This window comes from Alkalibacter mobilis (assembly GCF_015594845.1).
Lineage (GTDB): Bacteria > Bacillota > Clostridia > Eubacteriales > Alkalibacteraceae > Alkalibacter > Alkalibacter mobilis.
Genome location: NZ_JADNRK010000027.1, coordinates 13054 through 27391, shown reverse-complemented (window position 1 = coordinate 27391; position 14338 = coordinate 13054). Strand labels below are relative to the sequence as shown.

Genomic DNA, 14338 nt, shown 5'->3' with positions numbered 1-14338 from the left:
ATATCAATAACAAAAGAATCGACATCAAACTGAATCCCGTTAATAGTTTGCTTAGGTGTCATATTACCATCTATGATCATTTGAAAAGTTCGAGTATTTAAATTGAAATCAATATTATCTTGATTTGATTTTATTCCATAGCTTAATTCATGTGCATTATCATATAAATTTTCTAAATACTCATCAGTAAATTTAAACTGTTTTTTTATAGTTTCCAGTTTATCAATACCCGAGGATACTCTCCTTATAATTCGGAGACCTACTCTATTATATGCACTAATGTTAAAAATTCTTAAAACTGCTAGAAGACCATCAATTTTCGAATAAAATGAAGTTTGATTCAGTTTATCAGACTGAAAATCAAATCCAATTTTGTTTGTTTGCAGACTTATTATAGAATTTCTGTCTGGTATATTGACAAATTGTACTGGACCAGGCACGCTTTGATGGAAATAATTATATTTTTTAAGTTCTTCATTCAAGACATCCATTTTTTCATTGACTGGTATTGAGCTAATTAAATCAAGCGCTATAACTCCTAATTCATATGACATTTTTATCCCCCTTATCTCACTTTGAATGATTTTGCTGTTTCTACTCCTGCCCCTTCTTAAACCTAATAAACGCAATAATCTCTTTCTTTGTTGCATCATCCATATTCGCAAAATCATAGAACGCTGCAAGCTCCTCATCCTTGAGGAGTTTTTTTAGTTCATCATCCAAATCTCTCTCAGCATCAAGATCTGCATTAACGTCTTTATATGGTGTTGGATCATCAGTCCGGCCAAGTAAATAATCCACGGAAACTTCATAAAGGTCGGCAAGTTGTTCCAATTTTTCAAATGAAGGCTTTGCTTTACCTGTCTCATAATTTGCAAGATTACTTCTATCCATTTGGAGAGAATCAGATACAGATTTCTGTGTAAATCCCTTTGATTTTCTTATTTGCTTCAATCGCTCGCTTAACATATGAATCTCCTTCTGATTAAAAAAGTTAATAAAATGCACAATTAATAGTTGACATACTGCACTCCGAATGGGCGATCATTCCTAATAATGAAGATTTCATGGTACCATTTTTACCGGCTATTAATGTGATATTTTTACCAAGCCTAAGCTCTCGATCCTCCATTGAACGGAACTTTTCGATGTATATGCTATCTAGTCTGTCGAAAATAACATCTTTATTATTCGCATAGCCGTGTTCTTTTGCGGTTTTCCAATCTGGCATAAGTTTACCCCTTTTGCGAACTATATTTTCTCTTTTGGTGGAGCAGGGAGGAGTCGAACCTCCCTTGTGCTTCTAATGTATTTCTTCGGCTGTCGATAGCAGAAAGATCCTTAATCCTTATGATTTAGGTCGCGTGTAGACCATCTGCTCCAGAAGCACAGCTACCACCATCATATACATCGGAATGTTAATATTTTTCACTAAATCGAATCCCTCCAACAAGCATAACTTGATATCTATAGAAAGCGACAAACTGATCAATATTGGATTAAAAAATAAATCTGAGAAATCTAAACCGAAACACATTCATATTGAATATTAGAATACCTTGTTCTACAGAAATAGAGTTCCTATTCCTGCCCCTTCTTAAACCTAATAAACGCAATAATCTCTTTCTTTGTTGCCTCATCCATATTCGCAAAATCATAGAACGCCGCAAGCTCCTCATCCTTGAGGAGTTTTTTTAGTTCATCATCCAAATCTCTTTCAGCATCAAGATCTGCATTAACGTCTTTATATGGTGTTGGATCATCAGTCCGGCCGATTAGGAAGTCTATTGAGACTTCAAGTAAATCAGCTAAATCATTGATTTTCTCAATCGAAGGCTTTATTTTGCCAGTTTCATATTGCGTATAAGTGGCTCTTTCAACCCCAATTGCGAGTGCTACATCTCTTTGGGTCAAAGATTTACTCTTTCTTATTTTCTTTAATCTTTCATTTATCAAAAGAATTCCTCCAAAATGTAATTATAAAATACATAAAAGGTTGACAATGTTGTTTTAGACTACTATAATAACTATAAAAGGTAGTTTTAAAATACATATACATTTCAAAAATTAGGGATGCAAACTATTTTAGTCCACTAATTACAATTATAGCCAATTAATAAAAAGTGTCTATATAGCACATCGGAAAGGAGCAACCCATGAATGAAGATTATCGTAAAAAAATCGATAGAAAGTTAAAATTCATAAGTGTTCAGATGATTGCCCTTCAAGCTTCTGTGATCCTATTAGTGATTAATGTAACTCGGCTGTTTTTTGCTGTCAAAACAAATACAGAGTTGATTCTGAAACAAACTAAGAATATTGCAAGTAATTCAGAGTTAATCTACGATATTCTCGTTGATCTCTTGAAGAATATTAGACATTTGCTCTAAAACAGCATCAGTCTTTTCTTGATTCACAATAATGGCTTCCTGATTTTCAATCAAAACAAGACTATTCAAAGAATATTATACCGTTAAATTTTGGAAGTGTCTACAAATCACAATATAAAGACAGTATATTTCTTGTGTTTTACAAAGAAACCAATAAATTTGATTAAAGGGAGGTGAAAGCATGAGAGCGATACTTAAGAAAAAGAGAATCAACATGAAGTTGACTCAATCACAGGTAGCAGAACAGATAGGCATCAAAAGAGAGCACTACACCAAGATTGAATTGGGTGACAGTAATCCTTCTTTGCCAGTGTATTTGAAGCTGAAAGAAGTGTTGGAGTTCGAAGACAAAGACTTTGAAAATGTTGATGAGGACATGCAGCATGCCGGCTGAAAGGGAGGAATAAGAGCATGAATAACTATATTTTCACGTTTGGATCCAGTGGACAAATTTACAACGGAGGATGGATCCGAATAAGAGCAGAGAGTTTAAAAAATGCGCAGGAAAAATTTGTGCAAAGATTTAAAGAAGATGCATACAGTGGCGAACTACTCAGATATGCAACTTCATATAACGAAGATTCTTTCAAGAAAACAGGGATGCTGGAAGAAGGAAATTGGGGAGCATTTGAACATGAGTTTTTAGAATAAATTTAAATTTGAAAGGTGGAATAGAAATGGAAGTAAAAACAAAACAATTGATATCAATATCAGAGGCTGCAAAGATTTTTGGAATTGGAAGGGATAGGTTATACAGATTGGCCTATACAGACCCTACTATGCCAATAGTGAAAATTGGGCAATACATGAAGGTCAATTCGGTTCTGTTTTCAGATTGGCTTAATGAAGCCACGCGACAGGGAAGGAATCTGTAGAAGATGAATGCGATGAACCCGGATGGAACCAATATTAGTAATCTTACATGCGAACAGATGCTCAGACATAAAATCGCCGAGTTGGAAGGGTATAAAGTTTTAGGCGTTGTATCCGTAGATGCAGCTAGGGAGATGCTTCTAGAATGTTTGAGATGTTGTTGAAGTTGATCATGAATCTAGGTGGACGAAAATTAGTATAGCAGAGCTTAAGGATGATTACTTGGAATTGGGAATAGATGATCCCTTTAAAGCTCCGCCAGATAAAAATGATTTGTTAAGTTTTAACACTTGAATGTAGTTAGAAGATGGTGTAATTCATCCTTACATTAAGTGTACTTGAAAGGGGTGTTTCATAAAATGACAAGACAGGCCTTAAAAGCCGTTAGTAATGTGTATTACCAAGCGAGAAAACGAGCAGGAATAAACAGTAGAGAAGAGGCTAGCAAGTATTTCTTTGTTGAACCGGAAACTATCGGGAAATGGGAGACAGGTAAAACAACGCCAGGACCGGATTCAGTAGTTATGATGAGCGAGGTGTACAATGATCCGTTTTTAGCCAATCATTACTGTTTAAACTGTCCTATTGGTGAAAAATTTTATCCAAAATTAGACCAAAAGGATTTGGCAGTTGTTAGTTTGCAAATGATCCGATCTTTAAGAGAATTAGAAGATGCAAAAGACAAGCTGCTGGATATAACAGAAGATGGTGTAATAGATACTTGTGAGGTAAATGACTTAAAACAAGTTATGGATTTCTTTGATCGAATGGAACAGTTGATACAAGAACTGAAATTAAGCATAAAAAAAGAGTTGCACGGCGACCAACCTATGACAACTCTAGTGGATTAAATAAAACCCTCGTCTAATTATATCATATTGGGGAGATTCGATGAAAAAAATGATTAAAGAAGTAATATGGGATGCGATAAAAACTATAGATAAAATTGAAAATGTTACTCTCAAGGAAAAACTTTCATTAGTAGTCGCATCCCTTGTAATGGAAAGATATATCGAAAAAATTATTGATGAATGCGAGGAGGATTAAAATGCTATTGATCAATTTGCATCCGGGGAATGTGTTCTTGATTGGGGTTCTATATATAATGATAAATTTACTTAGGGAGGAAGGTTGTCTTGATCTTAAAGTACTGCGACTATTATTGTCTGACTTACATAAAATATGGGAAAAGAAAAAAACTGAAAGTGTACGCAGGAAGCAAAAAGAACGCCTTTTTAAGAGGAAAAGGCGCACTGGAAAGATTGTACAAAAAACCTGTTAAAATCGTCAAAATTTCGAAAGGGAGTAATGACTATTGAACAAATTAAAGACAGTTGAAAAAATCAGTGCTCAAAATAGAACGATTCAGACTAGAAAGGAATTTGCAGAAGCGTATAAGGAATTAATAAGCTTCAACGTATTTGATAATGACGAGTCCAGACTTGTCAGAAACCTGATTCACAGCTTGGACGAGTTGATACTTCATTATGAGTATAAAGATCTGGCTAATAAAATTAAAATAAAAGTCCTGTTGGAAGGTCGCATAGACGGCCTTTAATCAAAGACATAAGGGTGATGAGATGAACTATATAGCTGAGATTAAAGCGTTTCACGATTTGGTGCAAATTAAACAGTTATCTTCAGGGCAAATTGCTTTATGGTATGGATTGATGTACATAAACAATAAATGCACTTGGGTAGAGTGGTTTACTGCGCCGAATCTTACGCTTGAATTAAATACCGGATTATCGCGATCTGGAATTGCAAAGGCTAGAAATGTATTAAAGCAACATGGAATCATCGATTTTAAACAAAACGGAACAAAGGCAACAGCTTATAAGCTTGCTTCTCTTGCAAATAGCAAACAAGAAAATATTCAAAATAACCCTACTATGTCAAATAGTACGCAAGATAGTAATCAAGTTGGTAATCAAATTGGTGTGCAAGATAGTAATCAAAGTAGAACGCAAGATGGTGCGCAAAGTTGTACACCATTAAATAAACTAAACGAAACTAAACAAAAAGATAAAGAAAGTAAGGATGTAAAGGCATCTAAGCGCGCCAGCAACAATTACCAGGAAATCATAAATGGATTTACAAACGATGAAAAATTGAAGGAAGCTATTTGGAGTTTTATCCAGATGAGAATCAATTCTAAGAAAAAGCCAACGGATAAAGCACTGGATCTCACTCTTAAGCGATTGAAAGAGTTGTCATCAGAGGTGTCAGAGCAGATAGCTATTCTGAATAAAAGTACAATGAGCAATTGGACAAGCGTATATCCGTTAAAGCAAGATGATTTTTCCGGCAATGGTAACAAATTTAATAAATCAATTAATAGTGCGGCTAAGGAATCACGATATGACTATGACAAAATTCAGGAACGAATCAGAGAAAAAATGTGGAGTGGGTGATGAAATGCAAATTGCCAAGCAGATAAATATTACTGACTTGCTATTTGAAGATCCGGTAAAACCAGATTATGTAAGAGTTCCGGCAGATAAGCACACTTTGTTTTGTGTCTACTGCAATGAGGTCAGAGTTTTTAAAAAGGACAAATATCTTGGAGTATATCGATGTCTAGGATGTGGCATATCAACTAAAGATTTTTATATCAGACGTGTGAACCGAATTAGGGATTGAGCTATGAATGATGGATTTTTATTAATGCAATGCAGGTGTGGTTTTAGCTGTTGGTCTATCAAAGCAAAATTGATATGCCCTATATGTGAGGAGCATAATACTGCATCACCAGGAGGAGATTTGACTGATTGGTTTGATAAATCTATAGGGCCGGAAGGTGGGAGAGATGAACGAACAAACAGTGAAGTTGTTAACGAGAGCAGTTGTTAGATACCTTGATGGTGACCGAAAAGAATGTGAAAGATTGGGTGGGATTGCAGTTTCGGAACTTACAAGCAACTGTCAAAAATGTAAAACTCAAATGGTCAAAGGAACATGGTGTATTACGAAAAAAGACCGAATTAAAGTTTATTTGTGTACTGCTTGTGGTGGACTAAAACAAAGGGGCTGGCGAAATGATAAAGAATGCGAACATAAATAAAATATATATAGCAGGCAAAATTACCGGTGATTCAAATTACAGAAAAAAATTCAATGCTAAGGCAAAAGAGTTGGAAGATTTAGGTTATGTGGTTTTGAACCCGGCAATTTTGCCTGATGGATTTGATTATGAAGAATACATGCACATTTGCCTTGCCATGTTGGATGTCTGTGATACTGTTTATTTTCTTGAAGATTTTTCAAAGAGCCCGGGGGCTTTAAGAGAACAAATCAAAGCAGTTCAAGAAGATAAGACAAGAGTTTATTTTGGCCGATTTGGAATAAAAAATGATTACGAAATTGATTTGGAGGATGTCGAATGATATTTTTACCAGGTGAAACTGTTAAATTTGTTTATGAAGGCAATAAACTGAAAAAGGAAAGATTTAAAAGTGAAACGGAATACACAGTTGTTAAACAATATAAGCATTATGTGCTTTGTATTTCAAGTAAGGGATATAGAGAGAGTTTTTTTCAAGATGAAATTAGGAGGGCATAGATGTGAACAAAGTTGTATTGATCGGTAGGATAACCAGAGATATTGAATTAAGACATACGCCAAAAGGTAAAGCGGTGATAAAGACTGGACTTGCAGTTAATAGGATATTTAAGCGAGATGGAGGCCAGGAGGCAGATTTTTTTGATGTGGTTATTTGGGGTGCACAGGCTGAAAATGCAAACAAATACTTGATGAAAGGCAGTAAAATTGGAATCGTTGGTAGACTGGAAACACGATCATTTGACTCTAAGGACGGAAGCAAAAGATATGTTACTGAAGTCATAGCAGAAGAAGTTGAGTATTTAGATTCAAAAATACATAAAAACCACCAGGAGAATGACTTTCAGCCATTAGATGAGGATGACGATGATATACCATTTTGATTAGACATGGAGGTTGGGAATGACGAGTGATAAGTACAGACAGACAGAGCGAGTCTTATATGATTATAAGTTTATTAAAGGTTATGTGGAATTGAGAAAACAGGATTTGCAGGAGCTTGAATATGAGGGAGTCAAGGCCTTGCAGTATTCAGAGACTATGAGTGGTAGCGGTGAAATATCAGACCCGGTGGCAAGGGAGTTTGAAATCATTGAAAAACAGAGATTTTTGTTGAAAAAGGCAATAGCTGAAAAAGAATTGATAATAAAAAAAATTGATTATGCCTTGCATATCTTGAGTGACTTGGAAAGAAATATTGTTGAGATGAAGTATTTTAAAGGTATCCGCAATTATGATATTGCGGATTGTCTTGGTTACAGTAAAAAACAGATTGAGAGGATTAATAAAAGTACGATCTATAATATAAGTAGTATGATATGGATAGATTAAATATGTCGCTTTTGTGTCGCTTAAATGTCCCTATATTTGTGGTAAACTATAGACAATGAAAGAACTGTTGAAAAGCGGTTCTTTTTTATATCCCTATTTCCCTGTAAGGGTCAAGTGGGGGTTAGTTGTATGGGTGGGCAGACTAACAAATTTTGATTACAGGGATTGAAATTTGTTTTTTATCTGTCGAGCTTTACATAAAAAGCATGTTGTAAACTCATTTTCAGATACAGGGCTGAAAGTTAGTCAGGGCATGGCTTTAGTAGTAAAAAATCAGTTTTACAGAATTATAAGATATGTAAAACTCAAGGGGTATAAAATGAACTCAGTAGAACCAATTAGGGATATGGTCAAGATTGAAGAAATCTCGAATTATCTCCGGTCAATGGATGATGGAGAACGCAACTACATATTATTCAAAATTGGTATCAACAACGCCAGAAGAATATCTGATCTTCTAAAGATGCGAGTATCTGACGTTAAGAATAAAACTCATTTCGTTTATAAAGAACAGAAGACCGGAAAAATGATCCGGTTATTCATCCATCCAAAGTTGAAGTTGGAGATTGAGGAATATATAAAAGACATGAATGAAACAGATTATTTGTTCAAGAGTCGGCAGTCTCATAACCTACCGATTACTAGGCAGAGAGTTTGGCAAATACTAAATGAATGTAAAGATGCTGCAAACTTAAAAAATTTGAAAGTTGGAGCACACACCATGCGAAAAACATTTGGGTATCACTTCTACCAACAATCAAAAGATGTGGTAACATTGATGCGATTATTCAATCATACTAACCAGCAGGTGACGTTGAGGTATATAGGGATTATTCAAGATGATTTGGATAATGCGTTAAAGAAGTTTTATCTTTAAATATCTTTTACCCGCGAAAAAGATATTTGATTAATGTATAATATAACAATCATAGATAATAATTTTTGGAGTGGTTAATATTGATTGAATTCATAAAAGATATAGCCCTGGTTTTCAAGTACGTAGTTTTATGGGTTTTTAAATTAATTTGGAATTTCAAAATTGAATACCCAATTGGGTGGATCATGGGACTTTTGGTGCTTGTTTTTTGGGGGATAAAAATGAACAAAAAAACTATGTCATTGATAATTGGAATTATTGGGATCATTATTACGCTAATCTGATTTATTATAAACAATTACGTTAACGAATGCTTTTTATTAACACGAACTGCTCCGGCGGTTCTTTTTTATTGCCAAAGCCACTGGTGAATAAAAAACAAGGAGAAAATTGAATATGAAAAGTCCTATTTCATGGGTAGGGGGCAAGTCGCGCATGGTGAAGAAATTGCTGCCAATGATCCCAAATCACAGTGGTTATGTGGAAGTGTTTGGAGGAGCAGGATGGCTGCTCTTTGGAAAGGATCCAGCCAATTGGGAAGTCCTAAACGATTTTGATTCAAACTTAATGAATTTCTGGGCTGTAGTGAAAACTGCGCCACAACAGTTGATTCAAAGCTTTGAATATACTTTAGTTAGTAGAGAGTTGTTTAACGAATACAAAATAATCTATAACAATAATGAATATGAGGACTGCATTCAGCGGGCTCATATTTTTTACTATCTGATTAAAGCAGGTTTTGGATCAAAAATGAAAAATCCAAGTTTTGGAACAGGAAAATGCAATAGCAACCTTAATATGGACAATATCAGCAACGATATTATGGCTGCTTATCAAAGGCTAAAAAAAGTGAGAATTGAGAATAAAAGTTTTGAAGATATTATAAAGATTTATGACAACCAAAAGACCTTATTCTTTATGGATCCACCGTACAGAAATACATGTGATTACGCTGTTGGTCATTTTACAGATGATCAATATTTAAAACTTGCGGAACTTTGTCTGAATATAAACGGCAAGTTCATCATAACAATAAATAATGATGAGTTTATAAGGAGTATATTTGATGACTTCAATATCTACGAACATAATGTTAACTATTCCTTAAGCAAAAACTCAAGTGGAAGAAGAAATTACGGAGAATTAATTATTACAAATTAAATAACTGGAGGTTGGTTTTATGTTTTTCATAGGTGACAACAACAGTAGAGAAGTTGGCCAGGAAACGGTAGATGACTATATTAACAGCGTTCACAGGCCGAGCAGTATTTATGGTTTAGCTAAAGGAAATATGTTCTGGGCTAAAGACATTACCTTTGGTTCTCCAGAAGTAGCATGGTCTTATATTAAGGCGTTTGAGACAAAAGGTTTTAAGGTTTATCATAATATTTCAATTGAGGATGAGTTATTGGTTTCAGATGTTCAAGTCAGTGAAGTGGAGTCTGAGGCAATAGATGAAGAGGTGAAGTCTGTTGAAAAAGTCGAACGTAAGAGAACTAGTCGAAGCAGGCGAAAAGAATAAGTTCTATAAAAGAGCTGAATGGACTGATAAACTTAGGCCAATGATTTTAGAGAGAGATCACTATGAGTGCCAAAGATGTTTGCACAAATGGGACTCAGCGGAATACCCAAATACGAGACCAAAGAAGCTAACCAGAGCAAGAACTGTTCACCATGTATATCCACTAGAGAAGTATCCAGAGTATGCCAAAGAACCATGGAACATGGTAAGTCTATGCAACCGCTGCCATAATGAAGTGGAAGGTAGAAAATGGTTCTCATTTAAGGGGATTAAGAAGAAAAAACCTGAAATCAATGAGGAACTATGGTGATACCCCCGGGGCAATTCTTGAAAAATGAGCTCTCAAAGGAGAACGTTATGTAGAAATTGAAACTGTGGTCAAATTTTGATTTCCGCGCGTGAGAAGGGGGGGTATATATGGCCAAACGAAAAACTAACTTTGAAAAAGAGTTGCTTACAGATCTTATGGATCAGCTGGATGAAAACGGCATGGCCGGAAAGCACTATGATAACCTGATTGAAGATTACCTGGAGCTTTTTCGCCTTAAAAATATCCTGATTGAGGACCTACAGGTAAACGGACTTCGAATACGTTACTTGACTGGCAACGGCTTTGAATCCGAAAAACCTAATGAGTCCCTGGAAAGGCTTGTCAAGGTCAACGCTCAGATGCTGAAAATATTGGGGGAGCTGGATCTCAAGAAACCCAAAGTAGTTGATGAAGATGATCTATTGTAAAGAAATCAATGATTATATTCACAGTAAAGAAGTAAAATCTAAAGAGATCCACCTGCTGATTAAAAATATCATTGAGCCGCTTTTAAGGTCCGATCAGTACTTTGATGAGGAAACTTTTCAGAAATGTTTGAAGTATACAGAGAAGTATTATTATCCGCTTTTCCCATTTCAAAAGTTCATATATGCACTGTTTTTCTTTTATGAAGATAATACCAAAATGTTCACAACCTTTGATGAATTCTTCATAATGGAGGGTCGTGGAAACGGAAAAGATGGATTTATAGCACCGCTTTCAGACTTTTTTACTACGCATTACCACGGTATAAAGGGATATAACGTGGATGTTGTGGCAAATAGTGAGGAGCAAGCGAAGGGATTGACGGAGATTATTTATAACTCCAAGGAAGATCATAAGGTGGTAATGAAGAAGTTTTTCCGGTGGACATTGGAAATAATCGTTAACCGAAAGACTCACTCCAAGATAAGCTTCAATACGTCAAATAGTAAAACCAAAGATGGTAAGCGTCCAGGAATGGTCGTTCTAAATGAGATGCACCAATATGAGGATTATGCCAACATCAACGTTCACCTTCGAGGGAAAGGAAAAGTAAAAAATCCACGAGTGGTGATCATCACCACCGATGGTTATGTCCGAGAAGGTCCTTTGGATGATTACAAGGAGATTTCTAAAAAGCGACTTAATGGCGAATTGCCCAAGTCGCGGATGATACCAATCATTTACAAGCTGGACAGTGAAGAGGAAATGGATGATCCTGATATGTGGGTCAAGGCAAATCCTTCTCTTCCCTACATGCCAATTCTTAAGCGAGAAATTGAAGAGGATTATGGGAAAATGCAGGAGCTCCCGCATATGCGTCCTGATTTCATCACCAAGCGGATGAATCTCCCTAAAGAAGATGCTGAATCTGCATTTTGCACTTGGGAGACGATCTTAAAAACTAAAAGGTCGCTACCAGATCCGTCAGGAGCTTTGGCAGTTTTCGGTTTAGATTATGCTGAGCTCAACGACTTTGCATCTGCAGGCTTTCTGTGGAAGAATGAAGACAATTACTGCTGGAAGCAGCATACTTGGGTGAACAAGAATTCACCCTTTTTTAAATCCATAAAACCACCATTGGAGGAATGGGAAGATGCAGGTTATTTAACCATTGTAAAAACACCCACAATTGATCCTGATGATATTTTAGACTGGTTCTTTGAGAATGCGGTCTTTTTTAATGTCCAGATTCTTGCAATGGATAAGTTTCGGTGGGAAGCTATAAGCGAGAAGTTCGAGAGAAGAGGGTTACGCGTCATTACTAAAGAAAATCCAAATGGTGAAGTGTTCCACGTTCGCTCAGGTGGATTTACTCATAACGAATTAGCACCACTTATGGATGTAACTTTTATGAATGGAAAAATTATTTATGGAGACGATCCTTGTATGCGCTGGTTTACCCAGAATACCGGAGTAAAGAGAGACGGCAAGGGGAACAAAACATACTATAAAATTGAACCAAAATTGCGAAAGAATGATGGATTCATGGCCTTGGTTCATGCAATGACACAAAGATCCAGGTTGGATGTTCCACAGTGGGATCCGGATGGTAATCCGTACTTGTAGGGGGTGATGGTAATAAGCTTTTTAGATTTTTTATTTAACAACGTGAATTATGTAGAGCTCGAGGCCATAACTGGTGACATCGTTAAGCTTAGGATAAATGAGCTTGCTATCCAGAGAGGAATCACTCTTTATGCCAACGTAATCAGTAAGTGTGAATTTAAAAGAGTAAAGGTAGATCGAGGGAAAAGAGATTTCGTAAAAAACGATCTGTACTATACCTTGAATGTGCGGCCAAATCAGAATATTAATGCTACACAGTTTTGGAATGAGGCAATCACTAAGTTGTTTAAGGATGGCGAGGTTTTAATTGTCCCGGGTTACAAAAATGAACTATTCATTGCGGAGACTTTTAGAAAAACCATTTATGCGTACCAACCGTGGAAATTCTACGATGTCATGATCAACGAGCTTAACACGAACAAGACTTACTACATGGGTGATGTGATTTACTTGACCATCGAGAATATGACCATTAACGAGATGATGAAGACCTTTTACAAGGAAATGGGTAACATCATGGATGCAGCAGTCAATCATTTCAAACAAAGCAACGGACGAAAGTTGGTGTTCAGAACCGGTGCGAGCATATCCAGAGTTGGTATTGGTGCCATTCCTACTGAAGGAGAGACAGAAGATGATGTCAAAACTAAAGCACAAGCCTACGTGGACAAGATATTCCAAAAAGTCTTTTCAAGTCCGAATGCAATTGTACCATTGCAATCAAATGAAGAATTGGAAGAACTAGGAAAGGCAACAGGACAAAGTGCAGAGGACTTAATTAAGACTATGACTGCAACCATGGAATCCGTTGCTATAGGAATGAATATTCCAATCGATGTATTTATGGGAAAGACAACTGAGAAATCAAACGCAATGAACGACTGGATCACGACAGGTGTAGAAGTATTTTTGGAACTGATTGCAGACGAATTAAATGCAAAACTCATCAAAAAAGAATCTTATCTGAAAGGTGACCAGATTTTTATCGATGCAACAAAGATCAATCACAGGGACATCTTGGACAGCGCTGTTGCTTTGGAAAAACTTTACGGTATCGGGTTTTCTCACAACGAAATCCGGGAGCTTTTCAATATGTTGCCGGTATCGGATAAGGGTGCAGATGAAAGACACTGGTCCAAAAATTACGCAGCTGAAGATGAACTGAAAGGGGGTGAAGTGAGTGAAGAAATATAGACAAATCTTTATGAGTGCCAATCCAGATCTCGGAGAACCGGCTCAAAAGCCGTTTTTTCAGTTTAATCGTGTAAATGATCAAAAGACAGAGATCAACATCTATGGCGATATCACTTCTTGGAGGTGGATTGAAAGTGATGTATCAGCGTACTCATTTAAAAAACAGCTAAATGAAGTGGAAACTCCGGAAATTGAAGTGCGCATTGACTCCTACGGTGGAGAAGTGGCCGAGGGTCTGGCCATTTACAACATTCTTAAAAGTAGCGACAAAGAAGTCACTACGATTGTTGATGGTTTTGCCTGTTCTATTGCATCAATTATTTTCATGGCTGGCAAAAAAAGAATTATGAATACTGGGACGCTTCTCATGTGGCATAATCCTTGGCTTTATACAGCGGGAAATGCTGATGAGCTAGAAAAGGCCGCAGCAGATCTCCGTAAAATGGCGGATTCGTCGGTGGCAATTTATAAAGCGGGATCCAACCTGGATGAGGACGTAATTCGAGAGATGATGAAATCAGAAACGTGGATAAGCGCCGAGGAAGCAATCAATATGGGAATTGCCACAGAAACATCCCAAGTTGATGGAGCAAAACAATCAATGGAAGCAAGAACGCTTTATAGTACCATCATGAAGCTTAAATCTGTCGAGGATGAGCTAATGCAGATCAAAGAAAAGGAAACCATCCCAGTGAATGCTTGGGATCAATTTTTTAGGGGGTAAATA

Annotated in this window: 29 protein-coding genes and 1 tRNA gene; 24 read left to right on the top strand and 6 right to left on the bottom strand. The window is 36.4% G+C overall.

Annotated features, from left to right (window positions below):
- From IWB18_RS10745 to IWB18_RS12640, 6 genes are all read right to left on the bottom strand, one after another.
- A partial coding sequence (locus tag IWB18_RS10745) for a hypothetical protein (protein ID WP_195683627.1) occupies positions 1-554 on the bottom strand: 554 nt, incomplete at its 3' end.
- A 40-nt stretch (positions 555-594) separates the two neighbouring features.
- Positions 595-969, bottom strand: a complete 375-nt coding sequence (locus IWB18_RS10740; protein ID WP_195683626.1) for a helix-turn-helix domain-containing protein — start codon at positions 967-969, stop codon at positions 595-597.
- A 25-nt stretch (positions 970-994) separates the two neighbouring features.
- Positions 995-1231, bottom strand: coding sequence for an AAA family ATPase (locus IWB18_RS10735; RefSeq protein ID WP_195683625.1), 237 nt, complete (start codon positions 1229-1231; stop codon positions 995-997).
- Positions 1232-1266: 35 nt separating this feature from the next.
- Positions 1267-1382 (bottom strand) — tRNA-OTHER (locus tag IWB18_RS10730).
- A 199-nt stretch (positions 1383-1581) separates the two neighbouring features.
- Positions 1582-1956, bottom strand: a complete 375-nt coding sequence (locus tag IWB18_RS10725; protein WP_207740820.1) for a helix-turn-helix domain-containing protein — start codon at positions 1954-1956, stop codon at positions 1582-1584.
- A 380-nt stretch (positions 1957-2336) separates the two neighbouring features.
- Complete coding sequence (locus IWB18_RS12640) at positions 2337-2459, bottom strand: hypothetical protein (RefSeq protein ID WP_269747932.1); 123 nt, start codon at positions 2457-2459, stop codon at positions 2337-2339.
- 112 nt (positions 2460-2571) lie between these two features.
- Here IWB18_RS12640 and IWB18_RS10720 point away from each other — a divergent pair, with 112 nt between their 5' ends.
- The 24 genes from IWB18_RS10720 to IWB18_RS10605 all read left to right on the top strand — a co-directional run bounded on the left by IWB18_RS10720 (position 2572) and on the right by IWB18_RS10605 (position 14335).
- Positions 2572-2784, top strand: coding sequence for a helix-turn-helix transcriptional regulator (locus IWB18_RS10720; RefSeq protein ID WP_195683624.1), 213 nt, complete (start codon positions 2572-2574; stop codon positions 2782-2784).
- A 17-nt stretch (positions 2785-2801) separates the two neighbouring features.
- A complete protein-coding gene (locus IWB18_RS10715) occupies positions 2802-3041 on the top strand; it encodes a hypothetical protein (RefSeq protein WP_195683623.1) in 240 nt (79 codons plus the stop codon).
- A gap of 26 nt (positions 3042-3067) precedes the next feature.
- Positions 3068-3265, top strand: a complete 198-nt coding sequence (locus IWB18_RS10710; RefSeq protein ID WP_195683622.1) for an excisionase — start codon at positions 3068-3070, stop codon at positions 3263-3265.
- Positions 3266-3268: 3 nt separating this feature from the next.
- The gene (locus tag IWB18_RS10705) at positions 3269-3427 is read left to right on the top strand and encodes a hypothetical protein (RefSeq protein WP_195683621.1); all 159 of its coding nucleotides are present in this window, start codon (positions 3269-3271) and stop codon (positions 3425-3427) included.
- A gap of 195 nt (positions 3428-3622) precedes the next feature.
- Positions 3623-4114 carry a helix-turn-helix domain-containing protein gene (locus IWB18_RS10700; RefSeq protein WP_195683620.1) on the top strand — a complete coding sequence of 164 codons (492 nt, stop codon included), beginning with the start codon at positions 3623-3625 and terminating at the stop codon, positions 4112-4114.
- Between the two features lie 40 nt (positions 4115-4154).
- Positions 4155-4310, top strand: a complete 156-nt coding sequence (locus IWB18_RS10695) for a hypothetical protein (RefSeq protein WP_195683619.1) — start codon at positions 4155-4157, stop codon at positions 4308-4310.
- Positions 4311-4399: 89 nt separating this feature from the next.
- Positions 4400-4582, top strand: a complete 183-nt coding sequence (locus IWB18_RS10690) for a hypothetical protein (RefSeq protein WP_195683618.1) — start codon at positions 4400-4402, stop codon at positions 4580-4582.
- Entirely contained in the window at positions 4579-4821 is a 243-nt protein-coding gene (locus tag IWB18_RS10685; RefSeq protein WP_195683617.1) for a hypothetical protein, read from the top strand. Before IWB18_RS10690 ends, IWB18_RS10685 begins: the two co-directional genes overlap by 4 nt.
- Before the next feature lie 22 nt (positions 4822-4843).
- Positions 4844-5677, top strand: coding sequence for a hypothetical protein (locus IWB18_RS10680; protein ID WP_195683616.1), 834 nt, complete (start codon positions 4844-4846; stop codon positions 5675-5677).
- The gene (locus IWB18_RS10675; RefSeq protein ID WP_195683615.1) at positions 5625-5906 is read left to right on the top strand and encodes a hypothetical protein; all 282 of its coding nucleotides are present in this window, start codon (positions 5625-5627) and stop codon (positions 5904-5906) included. Before IWB18_RS10680 ends, IWB18_RS10675 begins: the two co-directional genes overlap by 53 nt.
- A gap of 166 nt (positions 5907-6072) precedes the next feature.
- Positions 6073-6327, top strand: a complete 255-nt coding sequence (locus IWB18_RS10670; protein ID WP_195683614.1) for a hypothetical protein — start codon at positions 6073-6075, stop codon at positions 6325-6327.
- On the top strand, positions 6302-6649 hold the full coding sequence (locus IWB18_RS10665; protein ID WP_207740819.1) for a DUF4406 domain-containing protein: 348 nt from the start codon (positions 6302-6304) through the stop codon (positions 6647-6649). The genes IWB18_RS10670 and IWB18_RS10665 overlap by 26 nt, the downstream gene beginning before the upstream one ends.
- A complete protein-coding gene (locus tag IWB18_RS10660; RefSeq protein ID WP_195683613.1) occupies positions 6646-6825 on the top strand; it encodes a hypothetical protein in 180 nt (59 codons plus the stop codon). The genes IWB18_RS10665 and IWB18_RS10660 overlap by 4 nt, the downstream gene beginning before the upstream one ends.
- Positions 6826-6827: 2 nt before the next feature.
- Positions 6828-7208 (top strand): single-stranded DNA-binding protein, encoded by a 381-nt coding sequence (locus IWB18_RS10655; RefSeq protein ID WP_195683612.1) that lies wholly within the window; start codon positions 6828-6830, stop codon positions 7206-7208.
- A gap of 19 nt (positions 7209-7227) precedes the next feature.
- Positions 7228-7656, top strand: coding sequence for a sigma-70 RNA polymerase sigma factor region 4 domain-containing protein (locus IWB18_RS10650; protein ID WP_195683611.1), 429 nt, complete (start codon positions 7228-7230; stop codon positions 7654-7656).
- A gap of 253 nt (positions 7657-7909) precedes the next feature.
- Positions 7910-8533 carry a site-specific integrase gene (locus IWB18_RS10645; protein WP_225877835.1) on the top strand — a complete coding sequence of 208 codons (624 nt, stop codon included), beginning with the start codon at positions 7910-7912 and terminating at the stop codon, positions 8531-8533.
- Between the two features lie 80 nt (positions 8534-8613).
- Entirely contained in the window at positions 8614-8817 is a 204-nt protein-coding gene (locus IWB18_RS10640; protein ID WP_195683610.1) for a hypothetical protein, read from the top strand.
- A gap of 112 nt (positions 8818-8929) precedes the next feature.
- Positions 8930-9694 (top strand): DNA adenine methylase, encoded by a 765-nt coding sequence (locus IWB18_RS10635; RefSeq protein ID WP_195683609.1) that lies wholly within the window; start codon positions 8930-8932, stop codon positions 9692-9694.
- Between the two features lie 19 nt (positions 9695-9713).
- On the top strand, positions 9714-10055 hold the full coding sequence (locus tag IWB18_RS10630) for a hypothetical protein (protein WP_195683608.1): 342 nt from the start codon (positions 9714-9716) through the stop codon (positions 10053-10055).
- Positions 10006-10365, top strand: coding sequence for an HNH endonuclease (locus tag IWB18_RS10625; protein ID WP_195683607.1), 360 nt, complete (start codon positions 10006-10008; stop codon positions 10363-10365). Before IWB18_RS10630 ends, IWB18_RS10625 begins: the two co-directional genes overlap by 50 nt.
- 107 nt (positions 10366-10472) lie before the next feature.
- The gene (locus IWB18_RS10620; RefSeq protein ID WP_195683606.1) at positions 10473-10793 is read left to right on the top strand and encodes an RNA polymerase subunit sigma-70; all 321 of its coding nucleotides are present in this window, start codon (positions 10473-10475) and stop codon (positions 10791-10793) included.
- Positions 10774-12417: a terminase TerL endonuclease subunit gene (locus IWB18_RS10615; RefSeq protein WP_195683605.1), complete on the top strand. Its 1644-nt coding sequence runs from the start codon at positions 10774-10776 to the stop codon at positions 12415-12417. The genes IWB18_RS10620 and IWB18_RS10615 overlap by 20 nt, the downstream gene beginning before the upstream one ends.
- A gap of 42 nt (positions 12418-12459) precedes the next feature.
- Positions 12460-13611: a phage portal protein gene (locus tag IWB18_RS10610; protein ID WP_195683604.1), complete on the top strand. Its 1152-nt coding sequence runs from the start codon at positions 12460-12462 to the stop codon at positions 13609-13611.
- Positions 13598-14335 carry a head maturation protease, ClpP-related gene (locus IWB18_RS10605; protein ID WP_195683603.1) on the top strand — a complete coding sequence of 246 codons (738 nt, stop codon included), beginning with the start codon at positions 13598-13600 and terminating at the stop codon, positions 14333-14335. The genes IWB18_RS10610 and IWB18_RS10605 overlap by 14 nt, the downstream gene beginning before the upstream one ends.
- Positions 14336-14338: the final 3 nt, after the last annotated feature.